Here is a 22,931-nt window from a genome sequence, read left to right as displayed (position 1 = left end):
TCCGACTAACCAGAATGCCGGCCACGCCCGTGGCCCCAACAGTTCTCCCTGACTGTGGAAAGCCAGCCGCCGCCAGCTGCCCACACCCTAATTTCTTCGCGTACCTTGGAGGTAGGATCGTGACGGTAATGGCCATAGGCGGCACTGCCCAGTCGGCGACCCTGCGACATTGTCGCTCCGCCCTGGGTGATCGCGTACTGAGGCTCCAGGAAGAGCCCATGGCGATTCTCAAAGGACTCTATCGGCTTGGCTCCCTGGTGGTAACCACTTTCGCCAGCGGCGGCCGGGTTTCCCAGTCAATACGCTATCCGGCCCTGACCGGCTCCAGTCCCGGGCTGGACTGCCGCGGTGACCAGTGCCGCATGCGCCAGGAGCTGGACGTTCGCCAATGGCGCTCGGTGCTGGCGGTACTGGCGCCGGTGGCGGATCTGCCGGCACGCAGCCTGCTGTTTTTCGACGACTACGGTGAGCCGGTGCAGCAAATGGCGGTGGCGCCGGAAAGCGGCGGCCTGGCCTTCGAAGAACTGGTTTGTGCCATGCTGCATCCGGATCAGCAACAATTGGGCTGTCCGCTCGCTGTTCGTGCGCCGCACCGGCCGACGGGCTCGCTTATGGATTGGGAACGACGCTGGTCGCAAAGCGACGAGGACGCGTTCGAGGAACTACTGCGCCAGGTGGGGGATCGCCGGCAGGTGTTGTATCAGGCGGTACGGGACAAGTTCGCCTGCCCGGTACGCAGCGAAACGGTACCGTCACTATTGTCTCTGGCCGCCGAGCGCGCCACGCCATTGACGGTGTGTACCGGTAACCGTGGCGTCAGGTTGTGCCTGAGCGCGCCCTGGTCTTCGCCACGCTGGCAGCAAGGGCAATGTCATCTGGCCCATAACGGCACCCTGATCAGTCTCGATATGGGACGGGTGGCGTCGGTGTGGCGTCTGCGCCGCCCGGGACCGGGCCGGGTGCTGACCGCCCTGGAAGCGCTCGACTCGGAGGGGCGTTGGTTGTGGACGCTATCCTCCGGTGGGGACGAGGATGCCTGGCTGACCTTGCTCGGTGAAGCCCTGATTCAGGAGGGCCGCCCCGGCGCTTTGTTCGCCTGAGGCGGCGCCCCGAGGTCATTACGAAGCCGCTGTAGGAGCTTGCCTGCAAGCGAATTTTTTGGGGGAGCCCATTCGCTTGCAGGCAAGCTCCTACAGCGGCTTCGTGGTTCTTTCTGTGGAAAACTGTTGGCAGCAAGCGCCCCCGATTCACTATTCCTTATTAACTGTTCACTGCTTTTTCCGCCTCTTCCAAGGCTTCCATGGCTTCCAGCAGCGCCATTTCCTGTTCTTCCTTCTCGTTGCGCAGTTGCCCCTGACGGGCGAGCAGATCGGCCAGTTCCTGCTTGCGTGCACTGTCGGTGTACAGGCCCTCATCGCCCAGCAGCATTTCCACCTCGGCCAGTTCCCGGCCGGCCAACTCCAGCCGCTGCTCGCATTTCTCCATGGTTTTCTTCAACGGCCGTAGTTGCTCGCGGCGGCGGGCCGCGTCCTGGCGCCGCTGTTTGGCGTCATCGCGTACCGGTGAGCGGGTGTCGTCCGCTTTTGCTTCGGCCTGCTCATCGCGGCGGGCCTGTTGCAGCCAGCGGGCATAGTCATCCAGGTCGCCGTCGAAGGGGCGCACGCCGCCGTCCGCCACCAGCAGAAATTCGTCGACGGTGGTTTCCAGCAGATGGCGGTCGTGGGAAACCAGTACCACGGCGCCGGCGAAGTCCTGCAGCGCCATGGTCAGCGCTTCGCGCATGTCCAGATCCAGGTGGTTGGCCGGTTCGTCGAGTAACAACAGTGACGGTTTTTGCTGCACGATCAGTGACAGCGCCAGGCGCGCCTTTTCGCCGCCGGAAAAACGGCCGATCGGGGCGAACACCTCGTCGCCATGAAAGCCGAAGCCGCCCAGCTCATTGCGAATCTGCTGTTCGCTCCATTGCGGATACTCGCGGTTGAGCAACTGGTAAGGCGTGTCCCTGGCGTCGAGCCGGTCCACCTGTTGTTGGTGGAAATAACCGATTACCAGATCCGGGCCGTGCAGCAGATGGCCGCCGATGGCCGGCAATTCTCCCACCAGGGTGCGGATCAGGGTGGACTTGCCGGCGCCATTCTGGCCGAGCAGGCCGAGCCGGGATTCCGGGCGCAGATTCAGGGTGACATTGGTGAGCACCGGCTGACCGTCGTAACCGCAGCCGACCCCTTCCAGGTCGATCATCGGATCCGGCAGCCGCTTGGGCGTGTGGAACGAGAAACGGAACGCGGAATCCACATGGGCCGGGGCAATACGCTCCAGCTTCTCCAGCGCCTTTACCCGGCTCTGCGCCTGTTTGGCCTTGGAGGCTTTGGCCTTGAAGCGATCCACGAACTTCTGCAAATGAGCGATCTGGGTCTGCTGCTTCTCGTACAGCTTTTGCTGTTGCGAGAGCTGTTCCGCCCGTTGCCGTTCGAAGTCCGAATAGGTGCCGGTATAGCGTTTGAGCCGCCCCTGGTCGATGTGCAGGATCTCGCCCACGGTGGCGTCGAGAAAAGCGCGGTCGTGGGAAATCACCATCAAGGCGCCGGGCTGTTGCACCAGCCATTGCTGCAACCAGAGAATGGCGTCCAGATCCAAGTGGTTGGTGGGCTCGTCGAGCAGCACAAGCTCGGCATTGGCGAGCAGCACCTGGGCCAGATTCAGACGCATGCGCCAACCGCCGGAAAAGGCGCTGACCGGCTGTTGCTGTTGCGCTTCACTGAAGCCCAGACCGGCCAGCAGGGTAGCGGCGCGCGCCGGCTGCTCCCAGGCACGCAGGGTGTCCAGACGGGCATGGGCGTGGGCCATGGCATCGCTGTCGTCGTTGTCCTGGGCGCGGGCCAGTTCCCGCTCGGCGGCGCGCAGCTCCTGGTGGCCGTCCAGAACATAGTCGATGGCCGGCTGGGGCAGGGCCGGGACTTCCTGGGCCATCATTGCCAGACGCCAGTCGGTGGGGCGGGATAACTGCCCGGCGTCGGTGTCCAGCTCGCCGCTGATCAACTTGAACAGGGAGCTCTTGCCGCTGCCGTTTTTGCCCACCAAACCGACTCTCTGACCCTGATGCAGAGTGAAGTTGGCGTCTTCCAGCAGCAGGCTGGTGCCACGGCGCAGGTTGATGTGTTCCAGGGACAACATGGTATAAGGACTCAGCGACAATTGAGTGGAAACCGGCGCAGTGTAGGGTATGGCCGCGCGCAACTGAAGGACTGCCGATGACCGAGGACACGCTTTGGACTTTCGCGCTGCGTTTGTGGCGACGAGCGGATGTGGAGCGCCAGTGCCTGCGCCTGCAGGATGAGTATCAGGTACCGGTGGCGGCGGTGCTGGCGGCACTGTGGCTGAGCCGCCGCCCCAGCCCGGCGGACGCGGCTCTGGGCCGGCGCTTGCTGGCGCGGGCGGAGATCATGGAAAAGGATTATCTGCGACCGCTGCGCGAGGTTCGTCGCCGGGCCGCCGCCGAGAGCTGGGCGCGGGAACTGAAACGGCAGATCCAGGAGGCGGAACTGGAGGCGGAGCGCCTGCTATTGAATCAACTGGCGGATATGACTCAGGGGGCGCCGCCCACGGATCAGCCGGTATCGGCGTTGTCCTGGTTGTTGATGGTGGCGCCGGAAGCCGGCGTTTGCCAGGGCCTGCAGGCTACCCTGGAAGCGTTGTGCGAGGCGGCGGAGTTGGCGCGGTGACGCCGCTGGTATATCTGGCGGCGGCACTGGCGGAGATCGCCGGGTGCTTCTCATTCTGGGCCTGGTGGCGGCTGGATCGCTCGGTGCTCTGGCTGGTACCGGGGATGCTCAGTCTGGCGGCGTTTGCCTGGTTGCTGAGTTTGGTGGATGCCGACTACGCCGGGCGTGCCTACGCCGCCTATGGCGGTGTCTATATCGCGACGTCGCTGTTGTGGCTGTGGGTGGTGGAGCAACGCGCGCCGGATCGTTGGGATCTGATCGGCGCGGCGGTTTGTCTGGCCGGGGCGGGCATTATTCTGCTTGGCCCGCGGACCGCCTGAGGCTGGAAGCTTGACGCCTGAAAGCCCCGGGCCTCGCGGATACGAATTCAGAGGTCACTACAAGGCCGCTGTGGGAGCTTGCCTGCAAGCGAATCTTTTTGGGGGAGAGCCCATTCGCTTGCAAGGCAAGCTCCCACAGCGGCTTCGTAGTCAGGTCTGTGCTGCTCGTCAGCTGTCGGACAGCAGCCCTTCGGGCACCGGGATTTCCATATCCAGCAGCACCTGGGCATAGGTCTTGGCCTGCGCGTCCAGGTGCAGGGAGGCGACGCCACCGCCGTCCAGAGCGTGGCGCAACAGAAAGTTCATGGCGTGGCTGCCGGGCAGATCGAAGCATTCCACCTTGCCTTTGAGGGTATGGGAGAAGCACTCGGCGACCGCTTCTTCGGTGAGCGCGGCGCGCAGTGCCGGCAGATATTCCGGCCGCCGGGCGATGACACCGATATTGGCGTGGTCGCCTTTATCGCCGCTGCGTGCCACGGCCAGTCGGTACAGGGGTACCTTGACCGCGCTATCTTCCAGTGTCGGCGCTGGATCGGATTGGCTGGCCACTGGCCGGCCACCGCCGCGCTCCGCCGCCTGCGCCAGCGGTACCGGTTCCCCGTCCAAGGCCACTTGCACCGGCACCCGCTCCTTGTCGATCAGGAACGAGAACAGCCGCACGATCGGCGTGGGGCGCGGCCGCCCGGGGCTGAGGCCGGTGATGCCCGGCGCCATGGACAGGCCGGCGCCGACGAATTCCTTGGAGAACAGTTCCACCCCTTCCCGGCGTGGATGGTGCACGCCCAGACGCAGTACCACTTCCCGCACTTGCCGGGCACTGTCGCTGGCGTGATCGCCGTAGCTGCTTTCCGCGCCAACCAGTTGCATCGCGGTTTTGCTGAAGTCGCCCAATTCCGACTGATCCAGCAGACGGCGGACTTTTTTCAGCACCGCTTCACCTTGCCGGCGGGCCTTGGTGGCGGCGTCGCGTCCGGCGATAACAAAGGTGCCGACGCAACCGAAGCCGTCGGCGTAGGTGGCACTGACCTTGTAGGTATCGGTGGGGGCATGGCCCCGGGCGCCCTCGATGCGGACCCGGTCCGGTCCGTCCTGTTCCAGGGTCACCTGGCGGAAATCAGCGATCACGTCCGGCAGCACATAGGCGCCCGGATCGCCGATCTCATAGAGCATCTGTTCGCCGGCGGTGAACGGGGTGACGGTGCCGCCGGTATCACGGGGTTTGGTCAGTACGAAAGCGCCGTTGGCGGAGACCTCGGCGATGGGGAAGCCGGTGTCGTCCCAGCCGTCCACGGTATCCGGCCAGTCGCTGTAGTTGCCGCCGGTGGCCTGGGCGCCGCACTCGATCACGTGGCCCACCAGGGCGCCGGCGGCGAGCCGGTCATACTCGTCCGGCCGCCAGCCGAATTCGTGGATCAGCGGGCCCACCGCCAGGGCACTGTCCACGCAACGGCCGGTGAGCACGATGTCGGCGCCGGCATCGAGGGCGGCGGCGATCGGGAAAGCGCCCAGATAGGCGTTCATGCTCATCAGTTTGGCGGGTAACGGGGCGCCGGTGTCCAGTTCGGCGGGGGCAAGAGCACGTACCGGTTCGAGCTGAGGGAGCAGGTTGTCGCCTTCCACGGTGCCGATGCGCAAAGGCAGGCCGGCGTCGGCCGCCACTTTCTCCAAAGCCTGACGGCAGGCGGTCAGATTCACGCCGCCGGCGTTGGCGATCACCTTGATGCCCTGGCGATGGATCTCCGGCAGCAAGGGCGCCATCACCCGTTCAATGAAATCGGTGGCGTAGCCCAGGGCGGGGTCGCGGGCCTGTGCCTTGGCCAGAATCGACATGGTGATTTCCGCCAGATAGTCGAAGATCAGATAGTCCACCTGTCCCTGGCGAATCAACTGCACGGGGCCAATGGCGGTATCGCCCCAGTAGCCGGAAGCGCCGCCGATGCGGATCGTTTTGCTCATAGTCTTTCACTCATTACTACAGTCCCATTTGCCGCACGGCCAGGTCGCGCATGATTTCCTCGGCGCCACCGCCGATGGCGTTGACGCGGACCTCCCGGTAGATTCTTTCCGACTTGCAACCGCGCAGATAACCGGCGCCGCCGAGGGTTTGTACCGCTTCGCGGGCGCAGTATTCCATGGTCTGGGTCGCCTGGTTTTTCAGCAGACAGACGTCCGCCACCGGGTTCTGACCGTTCTGCACCCGCCAGGTCAGTTGTTCCAGATAGGCCTGGGTGGCGTTGATGCGCATGCACATGTCCGCCACTTTATGGCGGATCACCTGATGTTCCATCAGGGTTTTGCCGAAGGTGCTGCGCTGCTGGCCGTACTCGATCATCTCCTCCAGGCAGACCCGCGCGTAGGCGGTACAGGCGGCGGCCATGAACAGCCGCTCGCTATTGAAATTCTGCATGATCAGTTTGGAACCCTGGTTCTCCTCGCCCAGCAGGTTTTCCACCGGCACCCGGCAATTGTCGAAATACAAGGTGGCGGTGTCGGAGCACCACCAGCCCATTTTTTTCTCCAACTGAGTGCGGGTAAATCCGGGTGTGTCGCGCTCGATGGCGAGCAGGGAAATGCCCTTGTGGCCGGGCTCGCCGGTGCGCACCGCCACGGTATAAATGTCGGCGCGCATCCCTGAGGTAATAAAGGTTTTGCTGCCGTTGACGACATAATGGTCGCCGTCACGTCGGGCGGTGGTGGTCAGCGCCGCCACGTCCGAGCCGCCGCCCGGCTCGGTAATCGCCAGGGCGCTGATCTTGTCGCCGCGAATCACCGCCGGGACCCATTTGTCTTTTAACGCCGGGAGGCCGGCGCGGATGATCGGCGGCAGACCGATGTGATGACTCATCAGGCTGGCATGCAGGCCGCCGACGCCGGCGCGGGCCAGTTCCTGGGCATTGATCAGCATGTAGAACAAATCCAGATCCAGACCGCCGTACTGCTCCGGATAACCGGCCGCGAACAGGCCGACCTCGGCGGCTTTGCGGTACAGCTCGCGGGGAAAGGTGCCTTCCTCATCCCATTGCGCCGCGTGGGGTTCCAGTTCCTTACCGACGAAGGCGCGCAGGGTGTCGCGATAAGCTTCATGCTCCTCGGTATAGAACGGACTGCTGACTGTGTTCATTACTTACTCCAGGCTTGGGACGGCGAGACGGCGTCGGGGATCAGGCGCCGGTGAACCGGTCGCGCAGGGTGCGTTTAAGTATTTTTCCAGTGGCGTTGCGGGGCAGTTCGTCCACCAGAGCCAGGTGTTTGGGAATCTTGAAACGGCCCAGTTTGCCGTCGCAGAAGTCACGCAGGGATTCCAGTGTCGGCGTCTGGCCGTCTCTGGGCACCACCACCGCCATGGGCACTTCACCCCATTTGTCGTCGGGGACGCCGATCACCGCCACTTCCAACACCTGCTCGTGTTTGTAGAGCACTTGTTCCACTTCGGTGGGGTAGACGTTTTCGCCGCCGGAAATCAGCATGTCCTTCTTGCGGTCGACGATGTAATAAAAACCTTCCTCGTCACGGCGGGCCAGATCACCGGAATGGAACCAGCCGTTGCGACAGGCCTCCTCGGTGGCGTCCGGCCGTCCCCAATAGCCCAGGAACATGGTCGGCCCGCGCAGTATCAGTTCGCCCACCTCGCCGGTTGCCACGTCCTGGTCGTTCTCGTCGACGATGCGCATCTGCACGTACACCAGAGGTTTGCCCACCGAACCGTTTTTGCGCACCGCGTCGGCGCTACCGAGGATGCAGGCGCCGGCGCAGGTTTCGGTCATGCCGAACCCTTCCTGAAAGGCCAATCCTCGTTCTTGGAAGAACTCGATCACCGGTATCGGGCAAGGCGCACCGCCGGAAAGCAGGCTGCGCAAGGATGACAAATCATAATCGTTGATGTTGGGCGACTGACTCAGTGCTTGCCACATGGCTGGCAGGAGGAACAGTTCCGTGATCCTTTCCTTCTGCACCGTGGCCAGAGTGTGTCGCGGATCGAACTGGGCGTGCAGCACCACCTGGGCGCCGATATTCAAGGCCGGCAGGGTATGCACGGCGAGCCCGCCGATATGAAACAACGGAGCGATCGTCAGAATCACACTGTCACGGCTTATTGCCGCGTCGCTGGCAATCGTGTCGGCGGTCAGCCAGGTCGGATTGCCGTGGCTGAGCAGGGCGCCCTTGGGTTTGCCGGTGGTGCCGGAGGTGTACATCATCATCAGCGGATCGTTCTGATTCAGCGGCACCCCGGGTTCGCTGGCGGGCGCGGCGTCGAGCAGGGCGTCATAGCGATGATCTCCCGGTTCTGCTTCGCCTTCGGTGGCGATGCCGTGATGCAGGGCGGTGTTCTGGCGAATCGAACGGAACAGATCCGCCAGGGCCGGCTGATAGAGCAACACGGTGGCGCCAGCGTCGCCGAGGATAAAGCCGATTTCCTCGGCACTGAGACGGTAGTTCAGTGGCAGGGCGATGGCGCCCAGCTTGGCGCAGGCGAAAAAACTCTCGATGAAGTGGTTGCCGTTGAGCATCAGCAGAGCGACTCGGTCGCCCTTGGCGACGCCGAGATCGGTCAGGGCGTTGGCGAGCCGATTGATGCGTTGGTTCAGCTCCGAGTAGGTCAGGCGCAGATCGCCAAACACCAGCGCCATGCGTTGCGGATCCTGGGTGGCGTGATGGGTTATCCAGTCGCCGACCCCACCCAGATAGTGCACATCCTGGTGGGTTGAGAAGAAGGAGGGCTGGCTCACCTTGGTGTCTCCTGAACGAGTGTTGTTATCGGTATGGGGCGGCGCCCGGGAAGACGCCTTGTCGAAGGGAACGCTAGCAACGGCCACGGTGCCGGTCTTGTGTTAACTGGCTGGAGAGTTACAGCCCATAACGGTCGACGTCGACCTTGGATTGCACTTCTCGCCAGTACAGATCGGCGAGGGCCTCGGTGCTATCGATATCGGCGGTGAGTTCCAGCCATTTCTTCACCAGTGGCCGCATCATCTCGATCTTGCCGGCCGCGTCGCGGACCTGGTGTTTTTCTTCATAATACTGAACGATGTTCTTCGCATCCTGGCGAACGAAATCGCGGGAAGCGGCGATCAATGCCTCGCTGGCGTCATGCCGTTTGGCGCCGCGTTTCTCCGCGGTTTTCAGATCCCGTTCGCCATAGTCCCGGTAGAGTACAGCGGCGGTGGCGGACATGACCGTGCCGGCATGCAGGAGCGCTTTGCGCTGGTCGGCATCGAGATCCTGCCAGACGTCGCGGTTAACGTTGGCGGGGCCGGAGCCACCGAATACGCCACCGGGTACCGCCATGGTGATGTCGCTGACCGCGTCCATCAGCCCCAGGCCGCTCAGTTCCGCCGCCGATTGTATGGTGCAGTCCACCACGCCCTGATTCAGAGCCTCGAAAATCTCGTTACCGGGCAGTGACACCGGAGAGGCCTCGAAATGCTTGGCCCAGCGTGCCCATTGCGCGCCGCCGGCACGCAGACGCTTGCCTTTCAGGTCGGCAATGGTAGTGACCGGTGTGGTGCACAGAAGCCCGTATTGAGGGCTGGCGCCACCACCGGTAAAGACCTGGTTTTGATGCTTCAACTCCGCCACGCAGTCGTCGCAGTGCAGCATGATGTACTCGCTCATGGCGCCGGCGTAGGCCAGACCTTCGTTTCCGGTGGGGGCATTCAGCGCCAGCAGCATGGACAGCTCCGCCGCCATGTTGATATTGGGGTATTCGGCCGGGAAGTAGGGTGTCAGCAGGTAGCCCACGTCGGCGATACCCTGCTTGAGCCCGCCGCTCATCTCGGCCAGATTGAGCAGGGAAAGCTCGTAGATTTTTACTTCCAGATCGCCATCGGAATAGTCCGCCACCGCCTTGGCATAGGCCTTGGCGGCATCCACGTTGGCGGAAGCGGAAGGGAAACCCACCGCGAATCGCAGAGATTCAGCCTGGGCCGTTGACGTCAGCGCGGTAACACCGACCAGCGCGGCGCCGGCCAGAAGCGTGGTGAATCGTTTCATCTTATTCTCCTTATCGGTTGGCCGCCCGATGACTTCGGCGCGGCCGTTATCGAGCAACCGGTCTTAGCGTTTGCCCGGCAGAGTACCCATGAATTTGGCGATGATGCCGAGCATGACTTCATCGGCGCCGCCGCCGATGGAAGTCAGGCGGGTATCCCGATACATGCGCGTGATCGGCGTTTCATTCATGAAACCCATGCCGCCGTAGTACTGCAGGCAGCTGTCGGCGACTTCGCGGCACAGCCGGCCGGTCTTCAGTTTCGCCATGGACGCGAGATAAGTAACGTCTTCGCCATTGATCATCTGTTCGACGGCGCGATACACCATGGAACGCAGCGCTTCGATTTCCGTTTGCAATTCCGCCAGACGGAAATGCACCACCTGATTGTCCAGCAGCGACTTGCCGAAGGCCTGGCGGTCGCGGGTGTAGGTGATGACGTCCTGTACCGCGATATCCATGTAGCGTAGATTGCAGGCCGCCCCCCACAATCGCTCTTCCTGGAACTGCTGCATCTGGTAAATGAAACCCATGCCTTCTTCGCCGATACGATAGCGCTGCGGCACACGCACATCCTCGAACCAGATTTCGGCGGTGTCGGAGGCACGCATGCCGAGTTTGTCGAGCTTTCGGGCTATGGTGACGCCTTTGCTTTTCAGTGGCAGCACGATCAGGGACTTGTTCTTGTGCGCCGGGCCGTCACCGGTGTTGGCGAGCAGGCACATGAAGTCCGCCTGGGTGCCGTTGGTGATCCACATCTTGCCGCCATTGATGATGTAATCGTCGCCATCCTTGCGGGCATTGGTGCGGATGGACGCTACGTCGGAACCGGCTCCGGGTTCGGAAACACCGATGCAGGCCACGTATTCGCCGGCGATGGCCGGGACCAGAAATTCTTCACGCAGGGCATCGGAGCCCTGTTTGGCCAGGGCGGGAGTGGCCATGTCGGTTTGCACGCCCACCGCCATCGGAATGGAGCCGCCATTCACCTCACCCATGGCTTCGCAGAAGGCCAGGTTGTAGCTCCAGTCCAAACCCATGCCGCCAAACTGTTCCGGTTTGGCAATGCCAAGAAAGCCTTTTTCTCCCATTTTCTTGAACAACTCATGGGCGGGGAAAATGCCTTCCTTTTCCCATTCATCCACGTAGGGATTGATCTGCGTGGCGACAAACTTTTTCACCGATTCCGACAGCGCCCGGTGCTCGTTAGTGAACAGCATTTTCAAGTTCTCCTGTTGTTTGGATTCTCGGCGCGGCTGCTGATGTGACGACGTCCATGAGGGCGATCGACATGATGGTATGGCCATAAAAAACACAGGAATCAAGCGCGAAAAAAGCGAAAAACGAAAAAAGAGAAATAAAAGGAGGATTAGCCAGTTGGCACAAGCCCATGACTTGGGTAATGACTAAGCTGAAGGTTTGCAGCGTGCTGGTAAGCCCCGAGTGTGCGAGGTTGGAACCCATGTGGATGCGGTGCGGAAGTGCGTGGTCGGGAGGTAATGCAACCTTTCCAACCTGAGACCCGTTGGCCGTTGCAATTGGCCGATCGTTTGGTTTAAGTTCGAACACGCCTTCATGGCTCGGGATTTATATTTTCAGCCGATGGTTTTTGATCTTTTTTGCCAATCGGCTATGTGGGAACAAGGGTAGATCCTTTTTCTTATATTCCTCGCAGGCCTGTGCGGATACGGGCCCTGCGGTGACGTTGTCACCGGAGGAGGCAATGATGACAACAAAGACAAATTCCCGTCGGCGCCGTGGACGGGTCATGCTGCTCGGGCCTGAGCGGGTCTGCTATCTGGGTCTGCTGGGGCGTCCCCGTCTGCGCAGTTTTGGTTCATTGACCGTCTATTGCGGCCTGGACCTGCCATTTCGTTTCAGCATTGACGGCCGCAACTGGCAGGAAACCGCGGTGGCGGTGGTACCCCCTTACCAGCCGCATTGGGTGGAAACCGGTGAACGGTTGCTCGGCTCGGTGATGGTGGAGCCGGAAACCGTGAACATGGGCGCGTTGCCGCCGATGTTGCGCTGTGATCATGGCGGCGACCGCGATGAGCTGCTGCAGACTCTGAGACGTGGCTTCGCCCGTATCCAGGCCCTGGCGGAAGAAGGGACAGATCCTCGCGTGGAAGTGGATCCGCTGTTTCTCGGGCAGACGTTGCCGCGCCGCGAACTGGATCCCCGCGTGGCACGGGTACTGGCGTATCTGAGGGAGGATCCCTCCCGCCATTGTCCGGCGGAAGAAGCGGCGCTGCTCAGTGGTCTGTCGTTTTCCCGTTTCCTTCATCTGTTCAAGGAAGATCTGGGTATTACCTTTCGCAAGTTCCGCGCCTGGAAGCGCGCCCGCAGCCTGCTTTACCACGTTAATCGCCGCGACACTCTCACCGACATCGCGCTGGATGTGGGCTATCCGGATTCCACCCACTTCAGCCATTCCATTCGGCAGTTCTACGGCCTGACGCCCAAGGACATTCTGGTCGGGTCGCGCAAACTGGCGATCCTGTTACAGAGCCGGGTTGGCGCGCCGGACGCCCTGGTCAACGCTGGCCTGTGAAACCCCCTCGCGGAGCCCCGATCATGAGCACCCCCCGTATTCCCGATCAGCTCAACCTGACCGCTCGAGAGCACGCTGACCGAATCGGCTGGATCGATAATGGCCACCCCCACCGTTTTGCCGATACCGAAGCGCTCACGGCCTGTCTGGCTGGTGGCTTGCAGGCTCTGGGCTTGCGTCGCGGCGACCGTATCGGGGTGATCGCACCCAATCGCATGGCCTGGTTGTGGCTGTTTTTCGCCAGTGCCAGGCTGGGGGTGGCGGTGGTGGGATTGTCGGTACGTTATCGGGACGCGGAGTTGCGCCACATGGTGAACGACAGTGCCATGAAGGCGGTGTTTACCGTAGCCGCGCATGACAATTTCGATTTCCTGGCCATGTTCGACCGGCTGGCTCCGGAGACCCCGACGCTGGAGCAGGTGGTGGATCTGGACGGCGAGCGTTTTCAGCAACTGCTGCGGGCAGAGCCGGTACCGGTAGCGCCGGAACTGAACGCGGACGATCTTGCCATGGTGATTTACACCTCGGGCACCACTGGCCGTCCCAAAGGCACGGCGCTGACACACGCCAGCATGCTCGCCTCCGCCGCCGCCCAGGCCGCGCACACCCGGATGATTCCGGAGGACCACACCCAACTGGCCTTGCCGTTCAATCATGTGGGCGGCATTACCTGCGGTATTCTGACCAGCCTGATGGGGGGGGCCACCTGTGAGCTGGTAGCGGATTTCAAAGCGGACCGGGTGCTGGCGATGATGGCTGAGCACCCGCCCACTCTGCTGCAGGGCGTACCCACCATGCTTACCTTGTTGTTGATGGACCCGGCGCTGGAGCACGCGGACCTGTCGCGGGTACGAATGGTGATTACCGGCGGCAGCAACGTCGACGATACTCTGCTGACACGCTTGCAGCAGACAGTGCCGGCCGCCACCTTGATGAATCTGTACGGCCTGTCGGAGTCTTCCGGCGCCATCGTCATGACCCCCTGGGAATGTGATGACGATAGCCTCAAGCGCTGTATCGGCCAGCCACTGGCCGATGCCGGATTACGGGTGGTGGACGAAGCAGGCACCGACCTGCCGGCTGGGGAAGTCGGTGAGCTGTTGTTCCGTGGCGTCGGTGTGGTGCCGGGTTACATTGGCGCCGCCGAGGAAAGCGACACCTTCGATGACGACGGCTGGCTGCATACCGGTGATCTCGGTGAACGTGATAGCAACGGTATGATCACCCTGCGCGGCCGCAAGAAGGACATGTTCATCCAGGGCGGTTTCAACGTTTATCCGGCGGAGGTGGAGAATCACATTGCCCGTCTGGATCAGGTGATGATGGTGGCCGGAATTGGCGTGCCCGACGCGGTGCTCGGCGAAGTGGGCTGCTATTACGTCGTCCCGCGCCCTGGCAGTGATCTGGATGAAGCGGCGGTGCTGGAACATTGCCGCCAGGCTCTGGCCGACTATAAAGTTCCTCGCCGACTGGTATTCCGCGACAGCTTGCCGCTGACACCGGCGGGCAAGATCCAGAAAGCTCTGCTCAGAGAAGCTGTTCCGGGAGAGCGGCACGGTTAGTCCCGGTGCTCAGCCATTCACAAAAGTTCACCTTAATGTCCGACAAAGCGCCCCCGCCAGTGGGCCAGGCTGTTTAAAATACGTCTCTTGTCTGATGCGAATGGATTGCCGGCGGAGCGTAAAGAGTGAATACCCGAGGACGACACATCATCGCCTTGCTGATGTTGCTGCTGACGGCGGTGTCGGTGGCGCAGCCGCGGATACTGGTGCGGGAATGGGATACCCGGGAACGGCTTTATCGAGGTGAGCAGGGGGACATGCCGCTGACGTTGATGCTGAGAGTGCATGAATTCTCGCCCGGCCACCGTGATATCTACTCCCTCAGCGGGGCTTACCGCCGTGGGGATTCGCGCACCTGGGTGCCCCTGGTGGGGTTGCACGACACCGATGGCTGGGTGCTTTATCACTTTGACAGCCCGCTGCCAGGGCGGGAGTTGCTGGATTTCAGCTACGAGGGCAGCCGCTTTTGGGACAGCATCGCCTACTACCGTGCGCTGACCGGCTGGACTGAACGGTTCGAGGTGAATCACGAGGGCGCGGGGATCTGGCGCGAGGAGGACAACAGTGCCCCCTTGCGTCTGTACAACCCGAATTTGTCGGTATATCGCCAGTACTCTTTTCTGCATCTGGAAGACGGTGATCGGGAGAGGGAACTGGACCTGACCGCATTCGATATGCCGACGGCGGGTAATGAGGTGCTGGACTGGCGTGAGGATGAGCAGGGTCTGGTGGTATTGCTGGGTTACCAACACCCATCCCGCCCTTATGCGTTGGGGATGTGTGGCGCCGGTGACGAGAGCGGCCTGGTACGCTTGCGCTTGGACACGCAATGGCGGCTGCTGGACTGGCGTACGCTGGCGCTGGACAGCTGCCTGAAGAATCAGATCTCCGAGCGCAAGGTCACCCGGGACGGCGACTATCGCTATCGGGTGCAGGACAGCGACGGCCGCTGGCGCACCTGGTTGCTGGATCAGGAAACCCTGGATTGGCAGCCGGTGGACGACGACGCTTGAGCATTGGCGCTGGTCTTGGCATGGTGCTCGGGCTTTCCCTGTAAACCGCTGTCCCCGTAACAGCCGTCCTCTTAAATAGGTAGTCCCATGGCCTCCATCGACCTCGATTTCGACCGCGATCATCTCTGGCATCCCTACACCTCCACCTCCCGGCCCTTGCCGGTGTACCCGGTGCGCGCCGCCGAGGGCGTCTACCTGGAGCTGGAAGACGGGCGCCGGCTGGTGGACGGCATGTCGTCCTGGTGGGCGGCGATCCACGGCTATAACCACCCGCGTCTGAATCAGGCCCTGCGTGACCAGACTGAACGCATGGCCCACGTGATGTTCGGCGGCATCACTCACGAGCCGGCGGTGGAACTGGGCAAGCGGCTGGTGGCGTTGACGCCCGCCGAATTGACCAAGGTATTCCTGGCGGACAGCGGTTCGGTGTCGGTGGAAGTGGCGATCAAGATGGCGCTGCAATACTGGATGAGCCAGGGCAAGACCGGCAAACACCGGCTGCTGGCGCTGCGCAACGGCTATCATGGCGACACCTTCGGGGCGATGGCGGTGTGCGATCCGGTCAACGGCATGCACGACCTGTTCAGCGGCATTCTGCCGCGGCATTACTTTGCCGAGGCGCCCTCGGTGCGGTTCGACGGCGTCTGGGACGATGGCGCTCTGGACTCCGTGCGCACGCAACTGGAGCAGCACGCGGACGAGATCGCCGCGCTGATTCTGGAGCCAGTGGTACAGGGGGCCGGCGGTATGCGGCTGTACCACCCGGAATTCCTGAAAGGTTGCCGCCGTCTGTGCGACGAGCATGGCGTGCTGCTGATTTTCGATGAGATCGCCACCGGTTTCGGCCGCAGCGGCAAGTTGTTCGCCCTGGAGCACGCCGATGTGGTGCCGGATATCCTCTGCCTTGGCAAGGCCATTACCGGCGGCTACATGACCCTCGCCGCCACCCTCTGCAATGATCGCGTGGCGGCCGGCATTTGCGACGGTCAGGCCGGAGTCCTGATGCATGGCCCGACTTTCATGGGCAACCCGCTCGCCTGCGCGGTGGCCAACGCCAGCATCGACCTGCTGTTGGAAAGCCCCTGGCAGCAGCGCGTTCAGGCCATCGAAGCGCAGTTACGGACGGAACTGACGCCCTGCCTGGAATCCGACAAAGTGGCGGATGTGCGCGTGCTCGGCGCCATCGGCGTGGTGGAACTCAAGCAGCCTTGCGATGTGGGCCAGGTGCAGAAGCAGCTGGTGGACCTGGGTGTCTGGATCCGTCCGTTCGGCAAACTGCTTTACATCATGCCCCCGTTCATCATCGAGCCGGAGCAACTGAGGCAACTGACTCACGCCATGCGGGTGGTGAGCCAGTGACGAGCTGACGGCGCAGAACGAAGAGACAAAACAGCCCGTTATCAGCCGCTGTGGGAGCTTGCCTGCAAGCGAATGGGATCCCGGCCCTCAAGAAATTCGCTTGCAGGCAAGCTCCCACAGCGGCTAAAGATCATTCGCTTTTGATTTCCGCTGTTACCTGTCAACTATCCACTGTCAACTTTCCTTCCCCCCATAGCTATTTTTCGCAAGACCCGCCGCTTCGCCGCTGCGTAGGCTACCAGAACTGTTTTGACACCAAGGCACCGGTGATCCCCGGTGCCGACAGACTGGGAAGCCCTTTTCATGGCAGTACTCGAAACCCAAGTGTCCTCCGCGGACGCCACTTTCCGCGAAAACCGGGCCGGTATGGAGGCTCTGCTGACGCGTTTGCGCTCGGTGGAGCAACGGACCCGGGACAAGTCCGCCGCCGCCAAGGGGCGCTTTGAAAAACGCGGGCAGTTGCTGCCTCGTGAGCGCGTGGCGCTGGTGCTGGACCCCGGCGCCCCTTTTCTGGAACTGGCTACCCTGGCCGGCTACGGCATGGACAACCCGGATCCGGAGAAAACCATCCCTGGCGGCGGTAATATCGCCGGTATCGGTTATGTCCGCGGCGTGCGCTGCATGATCCTCGCCACCGATTCCGGCATCGACGCCGGTGCCGCCCAGCCCATGGGGCTGGACAAGGTGCTGCGGGTGCAGGAGCTGGCGCTGGAAAACAAACTGCCGTATGTGCAACTGGTGGAAAGCGCCGGAGCCAACCTGCTCAAGTACCGGGTCGAAGAGTTCATCCTGGGCGGCTCCTCGTTTCGTAACCTGGCGCGTCTGTCCGCCGCCGGTCTGCCGGTGGTGACCGTCACGCACGGTTCCTCCACCGCCGGCGGTGCTTACCAGACCGGACTGTCGGACTACATCATCATGGTGCGCGGCCGCTCCAAGGCCTTCCTGGCCGGTCCGCCGTTGCTGAAGGCGGCTACCGGTGAAGAAGCCACCGATGAGGAGCTGGGCGGGGCCGAGATGCACACCACCTTGTCCGGTCTGGGGGACTACCTGGCCGAGGATGATCGCGACGCTCTGCGTCTGGTACGTGACATCATGGGCAAGCTGGACTGGAACCGGGATATCCCGGCGGCGGTCGCCGAACCGGCTCCGCCGCCCCGTTACGACGGCGAGGAACTGCTCGGCATCATGCCCATGGACCACAAAAGACCGGTGGATATGAAGGAAGTGATCGCGCGCATCGTCGACGATTCCGACTTCCTCGAGTTCGGCGCCAACTACGGCCCCGCCACCGTCTGCGGGCAGGCGCGTATCGAAGGCATGGCACTGGGCATCATCACCAATAACGGGCCGATCGATCCCGCCGGGGCGACCAAGGCCACCCATTTCATTCAGGCCTGTTGCCAGTCGCGCACGCCGATCCTGTATCTGAACAACACCACCGGCTTCATCGTCGGCAAGGACTATGAGCAGGCCGGCATCATCAAACATGGCTCCAAGATGATCCAGGCGGTGACCAACGCCACCGTGCCGCAAATTACCCTGTACTGCGGTGCTTCTTTCGGCGCTGGTAATTACGGCATGTGCGGCCGGGGCTTTCATCCGCGTTTCTGTTTCTCCTGGCCCAACGCCAAGACCGCGGTGATGGGCGGGGAGCAGGCCGCCCGCACCATGAGCATCGTCACCGAATCGGCGGCCAAGCGCCGTGGCCAGGAAGTGGACCGTGCCGCCCTGGAGGACCTGGAAGGGCGCATCATCGACACCTTTGAAAAACAGATGGATGTGTTCGCCACCAGCGGACGCTTGCTGGATGACGGTGTCATTGACCCCCGCGATACCCGTGGCGTGATCGCCTACGTGCTGTCCATCTGTCGTGAGGCGGAGCAGCGGCAAACCCAGCCGATGCAATTCTCCGTGGCCCGTCCCTGATCCGAGCGGTAACGATATGAGCAAAGCGACCCCTTTCAGCAAGATACTGATCGCCAACCGTGGCGAAATTGCCCTGCGCGTCCAACGTAGCGCCAGGGAACTGGGCTACCGCACGGTGGCGGTCTATTCCAGCGCCGACCGTGATGCCCGCCACGCCCTGGAGGCGGACCAGGCGGTCTGCATCGGCGAGGCCCTGCCGGCGCAGTCCTATCTGAATATCGACAACATCATCGACGCCGCCAGACGCGCCGGCGCCGACGCGGTGCATCCCGGTTACGGCTTTCTGGCGGAGAATCCGGCGCTGGCGAGGGCTTGCGCCGACGCCGGGCTGGTGTTCATCGGCCCCTCCGCCGAGGCCATCGAGGCCATGGGGCACAAGGCCCGCGCCAAACTGTTGATGGAGCAGGCCGGCGTGCCTTGCGTGCCCGGTTATCAGGGCCAGGACCAAAGTGAACAACGGCTGCACCGGGAAGCGGATGACATCGGCTACCCGGTGATGATCAAAGCCACCGCCGGTGGTGGCGGGCGCGGCATGCGTCTGGTGGAAAGCACGGGCACTTTTCTGGAGGCTTTGGCCAGCGCTCGTTCGGAAGCGCAAAGTGCTTTTGGCGATCCGGAAGTGATTCTGGAGAAAGCCATCGTCGAACCGAGGCATGTGGAAATCCAGGTGGTGGCGGATCGTCACGGCAAGGCGCTGCATTTCGGTGAGCGGGATTGTTCGGTGCAGCGCCGTCATCAGAAGGTGGTGGAGGAAGCGCCATCTCCGGCCGTGGATCAGGCGCTGCGTGAGCAGATGGGCGAGACCGCCGTGCGGGCGGTGCAGGCCATCGGCTATGAAGGCGCCGGTACTCTGGAATTCCTGCTGGATGGCGAGGGCCGCTTCTACTTCATGGAAATGAACACGCGCCTGCAGGTGGAACACCCGGTTACCGAGGCGATCACCGGTATCGATCTGGTGGCCCTGCAATTGCGGGTGGCCGCCGGGGAGCCTCTGGCCCTGGAACAGGACGACATCGGCTTCCGGGGACACGCTATCGAAGTACGTCTCTGCGCGGAAAGTCCGCGCCAGGGCTTCATGCCGCAAAGCGGCACCCTGGTGCGCTGGCGCGCGCCGCGAACCCTGCGGGTGGACAGCGCCTTGCAGGACGGCGCCGAGGTGCCGCCGTTCTATGACTCCATGGTGGCCAAGTTGATCGCCTGGGGCGAGAACCGCGACGAAGCCCGCCGCCGTCTGGCCACGGGGCTGGAAGAACTGGTGGCGCTGGGCGTGGAAACCAACCAGGGCTTTCTGGCGCGCTGCCTGCGCGACCCGGTGTTCGCCGCCGGCGAAGCGACTACCGCTTTCGTGGAACAGCGGCAGGCCGACTTGCTGCACCAGGATGAGGAACACGGGCAGCAACTGCAGGCGCTGGCCGCCGCTTTGTTGTATCTCACCGATCGCGGGGCCGGCAGTGCCAGATCCGGCTTGTCTTCCCGGTTGCCGCTGATCGTGCGCTATCAACTGCGTGACGAAGACGGCGCCGCCACCCTGACCCGCATGCAGGCGGATCGCTTGCAGGTGGTCATCGAGGACGTCACCACGGAATTCGGGTTGCTCGGTTGCACCGCTGACGGGGCGCGGCTGGAATGCGGCGGCGTGGTGGAGACGGTGCCGCTGGAGCGGCGCGGTGACGTGCTGCACTTCCTCCATGGCGGCGAAGGTTATTCGGTCACGGACCGCACCTATGCCGCCGCCGCCCAGGGTGCCGCCGACGGTGGCGACGGCCGGGTGCGGGCGTCCATGAACGGTCGCCTGGTGTCGGTGGCGGTCCGCGAAGGTCAGCGGGTGGAAGCGGGCGAAGCGGTGCTCACGCTGGAAGCGATGAAGATGGAGCACGTGCACCGGGCCGGCGTCGGCGGTGTGGTCTCGGTGATCAGCGCCGCCGAAGGGGATCAGGTGGCCGCCGGCCGGGTGTTGGTGGAAATCGAAGCGGATGCCAGTGAGGAGAGCAAACCGGAATGAGTACGGAACAAGCGGTATTACTGGAAAAACGTGGTCGGGCGCTGTGGATCACGGTGAACCGGCCGGACAAACGCAACGCCATTAATCAGGCGGTGATCGATGGTATCCGTCAGGGCTATGAACAGGCTCAGGCGGATTCTCAGGTGCGTGTGATCGTACTTACCGGCAGCGGCGACAAGGCCTTTTGCGCCGGCGCCGATCTGCGCCCCGGAGAGGGGTTTGTCTTCGATTACGCCAAGCCCAATGCCGACTACGCCGATCTGATGCGTCTCGCCAGCCATTGCACGGTGCCGAGCATTGCCCGGGTGAACGGGGTCTGCATGGCCGGTGGCATGGGCTTGCTGTGCATGACCGACATGGCGGTGGCGGTGGACACGGTGCGCTTCGGATTGCCGGAAGTGAAGGTCGGGGTCTTCCCGATGCAGGTGTTGAGCTTGCTACAACGGCTGGTGCCGCAGCGGGTGCTGCGTGAATGGTGCTTCACTGGTGAACCTTTCACCGCCGACGAAGCGTTGCAGGCGGGGCTGGTCAATCATTTGGCGCCGGCGGCGGAACTGGACGCCAAGGTCGAGTGGTTGATTGACCGCCTGGTGGACAAATCCCCCACCGCTATCCGCCGGGGCAAGTACGCGTTACGTGCCATCGAGGCGATGTCCTTCGATCAGGCCATCGCCTACACCGAAACCCAGATCGCCACCCTCGCACTTACCGAGGATGCCAAGGAGGGCCTGGCCGCGTTCAATGAGAAGCGCGCGCCGGATTGGCCGGGGCGGTAGTTGCCTGGCCTGTTCCCATAAGCACAACAACAGGAGAGCCGCATCATGACAGTGAATCTCGACGAAGAAGCTTTCGGCCGGCATATGGTGGACCGGGTCTGTGTCGGTGACATGAGCACCCGGGCCGCGGATCTGTTTCCGGACAGAGTAGCGCTGGTTTGTGGCGAGCAAAGCCTTACTTACGGTGAACTGGATCGGCGCGCGAATCGTCTGGGCAGTGCCTTGCTGGGCCTGGGTTTGAAGCGTCAGGATGTGGTTGGGGTGATGGCCGGCAACTGCCTGGAAATCCTGATCACTTATCTCGCCTGCGCCAAGGCCGGGTTGATCTGTGCGCCGGCCAATCTGGGACTGCGTCCCTCGGAAATCGCCTATTGCTTCCAGGATGCCGCGGCGAAGGTGCTGATCGTGCAGGATCAGTTGCTGGCGGCGGCAACGGAACTGGTGCCGTCGTTGCCGGAGCTTCAGGGCGTTTATTGGACCGGAGAGCGGGCGCCGGAGAATCTGCCCAAGGATGCGGGCTCGTTCGACGGGTTGCTGGAGCAAGGCGACGATGGCGAGTTGCAAGTGCCGGTGTTTGATCGTGACGCGGTGCAACTGCTGTACACCAGCGGCACCACCGCGTTGCCCAAGGGCGTGCTCACCAGCCATCTGGCGGTGACCATGGCCGGGCTGTCCGGGGCGCTTGCCCATCAAGCCGATCACAATACCAGGGCGCTGGTGGTGCTGCCGCTGTTTCATTGCGCCATGCTCAATTCCATGACCGTGCCGATGTTCACGGTGGGGGCTCGGGTGATTCTGGCGCCGGGGTTCGATACACCGGAAAACATGCTGTCTCTGATCGAAAAGCACCGGGCCAATGTGATCATGTTTCTGCCGATGATGTACGGGCAACTGCTGGACGCCGCGGCGCGCGGCAACCATGACCTTACTTCGGTGACGCGGGCGGTCTATGCCATGGCACCGATGCCGGATGAGCGCCTGCGCGCTCTGCACGATTTGTTTGTCAATGCCGATGTGGTGCTCGGTTCCGGCCAGACCGAATTCACCCCGGCCACCTGCATGCAGCGGCCGGAGCATCAGTGGAGCAAGGCCGCCACCTGGGGCACCGCCACCGCCATGACGCGGGTGGCGATCATGGACGATCACGGCCGCCTGTTGCCCCGTGGCGAGCCGGGGGAAATCGTCTATCGCGGACCACAGACCATGAACGGCTATCTGAACCAGCCGGAAAAGACCCGCGAGAGTTTTCAGCACGGCTGGTTTCACAGCGGCGACATTGCCTGGATGGACGAGGACGGTGCCATCTGGTTCACCGATCGCAAGAAGGACGTGATCAAGACCGGCGGTGAAAACGTGGCCTCCATCGAAGTGGAACGCTGTCTGATGGAGCATGAAACCGTGGCGGAAGCCGCGGTGGTGGGGCTGCCCCATGAACACTGGGGAGAGGCGATCACCGCGGTGGTGATCCTCAAACCCGGCGCGCGGGCGGACGAAGAACGGGTACTGGAACATTGCCGGGAACGGCTGGCGGGCTTCAAGGTCCCCAAGGCTGTGCTGTTCACGGAGGAGTTTGCGCGCACCGGAACCGGCAAAGTGCAGAAGCATATGATTCGCTCCGAGCACGAGGCCTATTACCAGCAGGGTTAAGGATGCCGTGTGGCCGCTTTCCCTCAAATCGGACTACGAAGCCGCTGTGGGAGATTCTATG

Annotated in this window: 18 protein-coding genes; 11 read left to right on the top strand and 7 right to left on the bottom strand. The window is 62.8% G+C overall.

Annotated features, from left to right (window positions below):
* Window positions 1-128 precede the first annotated feature (128 nt).
* The gene (locus MA04_RS17590; protein ID WP_163123546.1) at window positions 129-1,100 is read left to right on the top strand and encodes a ChuX/HutX family heme-like substrate-binding protein; all 972 of its coding nucleotides are present in this window, start codon (window positions 129-131) and stop codon (window positions 1,098-1,100) included.
* A gap of 160 nt (window positions 1,101-1,260) precedes the next feature.
* On the opposite strand, the gene MA04_RS17585 is transcribed toward MA04_RS17590, so the two are convergent.
* Window positions 1,261-3,174 (bottom strand): ATP-binding cassette domain-containing protein, encoded by a 1,914-nt coding sequence (locus MA04_RS17585; protein WP_163122763.1) that lies wholly within the window; start codon window positions 3,172-3,174, stop codon window positions 1,261-1,263.
* Between the two features lie 77 nt (window positions 3,175-3,251).
* Between MA04_RS17585 and MA04_RS17580 the strand changes: the two genes are divergently transcribed.
* Both MA04_RS17580 and MA04_RS17575 read left to right on the top strand, forming a co-directional pair.
* Window positions 3,252-3,722: a TIGR02444 family protein gene (locus tag MA04_RS17580; protein WP_035450513.1), complete on the top strand. Its 471-nt coding sequence runs from the start codon at window positions 3,252-3,254 to the stop codon at window positions 3,720-3,722.
* Window positions 3,719-4,042, top strand: a complete 324-nt coding sequence (locus tag MA04_RS17575; RefSeq protein WP_022996865.1) for a YnfA family protein — start codon at window positions 3,719-3,721, stop codon at window positions 4,040-4,042. The genes MA04_RS17580 and MA04_RS17575 overlap by 4 nt, the downstream gene beginning before the upstream one ends.
* Window positions 4,043-4,210: 168 nt before the next feature.
* Here the strand turns inward: MA04_RS17575 and MA04_RS17570 are convergent, their stop codons facing one another.
* From MA04_RS17570 to MA04_RS17545, 6 genes are all read right to left on the bottom strand, one after another.
* Window positions 4,211-5,998, bottom strand: coding sequence for an acyclic terpene utilization AtuA family protein (locus MA04_RS17570; RefSeq protein ID WP_262461863.1), 1,788 nt, complete (start codon window positions 5,996-5,998; stop codon window positions 4,211-4,213).
* A 16-nt stretch (window positions 5,999-6,014) separates the two neighbouring features.
* Window positions 6,015-7,163: an acyl-CoA dehydrogenase family protein gene (locus MA04_RS17565; RefSeq protein ID WP_262461862.1), complete on the bottom strand. Its 1,149-nt coding sequence runs from the start codon at window positions 7,161-7,163 to the stop codon at window positions 6,015-6,017.
* A gap of 40 nt (window positions 7,164-7,203) precedes the next feature.
* Window positions 7,204-8,769, bottom strand: a complete 1,566-nt coding sequence (locus tag MA04_RS17560) for an acyl-CoA synthetase (protein WP_262461861.1) — start codon at window positions 8,767-8,769, stop codon at window positions 7,204-7,206.
* A 118-nt stretch (window positions 8,770-8,887) separates the two neighbouring features.
* Window positions 8,888-10,033 (bottom strand): C4-dicarboxylate TRAP transporter substrate-binding protein, encoded by a 1,146-nt coding sequence (locus MA04_RS17555; RefSeq protein WP_262461860.1) that lies wholly within the window; start codon window positions 10,031-10,033, stop codon window positions 8,888-8,890.
* A gap of 63 nt (window positions 10,034-10,096) precedes the next feature.
* Entirely contained in the window at window positions 10,097-11,251 is a 1,155-nt protein-coding gene (locus tag MA04_RS17550) for an acyl-CoA dehydrogenase family protein (protein WP_262461858.1), read from the bottom strand.
* Entirely contained in the window at window positions 11,238-11,600 is a 363-nt protein-coding gene (locus tag MA04_RS17545; protein ID WP_262461856.1) for a hypothetical protein, read from the bottom strand. Before MA04_RS17545 ends, MA04_RS17550 begins: the two co-directional genes overlap by 14 nt.
* A 154-nt stretch (window positions 11,601-11,754) precedes the next feature.
* Here MA04_RS17545 and MA04_RS17540 point away from each other — a divergent pair, with 154 nt between their 5' ends.
* The 8 genes from MA04_RS17540 to MA04_RS17505 all read left to right on the top strand — a co-directional run bounded on the left by MA04_RS17540 (window position 11,755) and on the right by MA04_RS17505 (window position 22,870).
* A complete protein-coding gene (locus MA04_RS17540; RefSeq protein ID WP_262461855.1) occupies window positions 11,755-12,585 on the top strand; it encodes a helix-turn-helix transcriptional regulator in 831 nt (276 codons plus the stop codon).
* 23 nt (window positions 12,586-12,608) lie between these two features.
* Entirely contained in the window at window positions 12,609-14,147 is a 1,539-nt protein-coding gene (locus MA04_RS17535) for a class I adenylate-forming enzyme family protein (RefSeq protein ID WP_262461853.1), read from the top strand.
* Between the two features lie 125 nt (window positions 14,148-14,272).
* On the top strand, window positions 14,273-15,160 hold the full coding sequence (locus MA04_RS17530; RefSeq protein WP_163122781.1) for a hypothetical protein: 888 nt from the start codon (window positions 14,273-14,275) through the stop codon (window positions 15,158-15,160).
* 87 nt (window positions 15,161-15,247) lie between these two features.
* Window positions 15,248-16,519, top strand: coding sequence for an adenosylmethionine--8-amino-7-oxononanoate transaminase (gene bioA / locus MA04_RS17525; protein WP_022996857.1), 1,272 nt, complete (start codon window positions 15,248-15,250; stop codon window positions 16,517-16,519).
* Between the two features lie 303 nt (window positions 16,520-16,822).
* Entirely contained in the window at window positions 16,823-18,445 is a 1,623-nt protein-coding gene (locus MA04_RS17520; protein WP_262461850.1) for an acyl-CoA carboxylase subunit beta, read from the top strand.
* Window positions 18,446-18,461: 16 nt separating this feature from the next.
* Window positions 18,462-20,447: an acetyl/propionyl/methylcrotonyl-CoA carboxylase subunit alpha gene (locus MA04_RS17515; RefSeq protein WP_262461849.1), complete on the top strand. Its 1,986-nt coding sequence runs from the start codon at window positions 18,462-18,464 to the stop codon at window positions 20,445-20,447.
* Complete coding sequence (locus MA04_RS17510; protein ID WP_262461848.1) at window positions 20,444-21,223, top strand: enoyl-CoA hydratase/isomerase family protein; 780 nt, start codon at window positions 20,444-20,446, stop codon at window positions 21,221-21,223. Before MA04_RS17515 ends, MA04_RS17510 begins: the two co-directional genes overlap by 4 nt.
* Window positions 21,224-21,268: 45 nt before the next feature.
* The gene (locus MA04_RS17505; RefSeq protein WP_262461846.1) at window positions 21,269-22,870 is read left to right on the top strand and encodes a class I adenylate-forming enzyme family protein; all 1,602 of its coding nucleotides are present in this window, start codon (window positions 21,269-21,271) and stop codon (window positions 22,868-22,870) included.
* The last annotated feature ends 61 nt before the right edge of the window (window positions 22,871-22,931 follow it).

It is taken from the genome of Alloalcanivorax balearicus MACL04 (assembly GCF_025532145.1).
GTDB classification, from domain to species: domain Bacteria; phylum Pseudomonadota; class Gammaproteobacteria; order Pseudomonadales; family Alcanivoracaceae; genus Alloalcanivorax; species Alloalcanivorax balearicus.
Note: the sequence above shows the minus strand (reverse complement) of the source record. Positions and strands in the feature narration are given on the sequence as shown.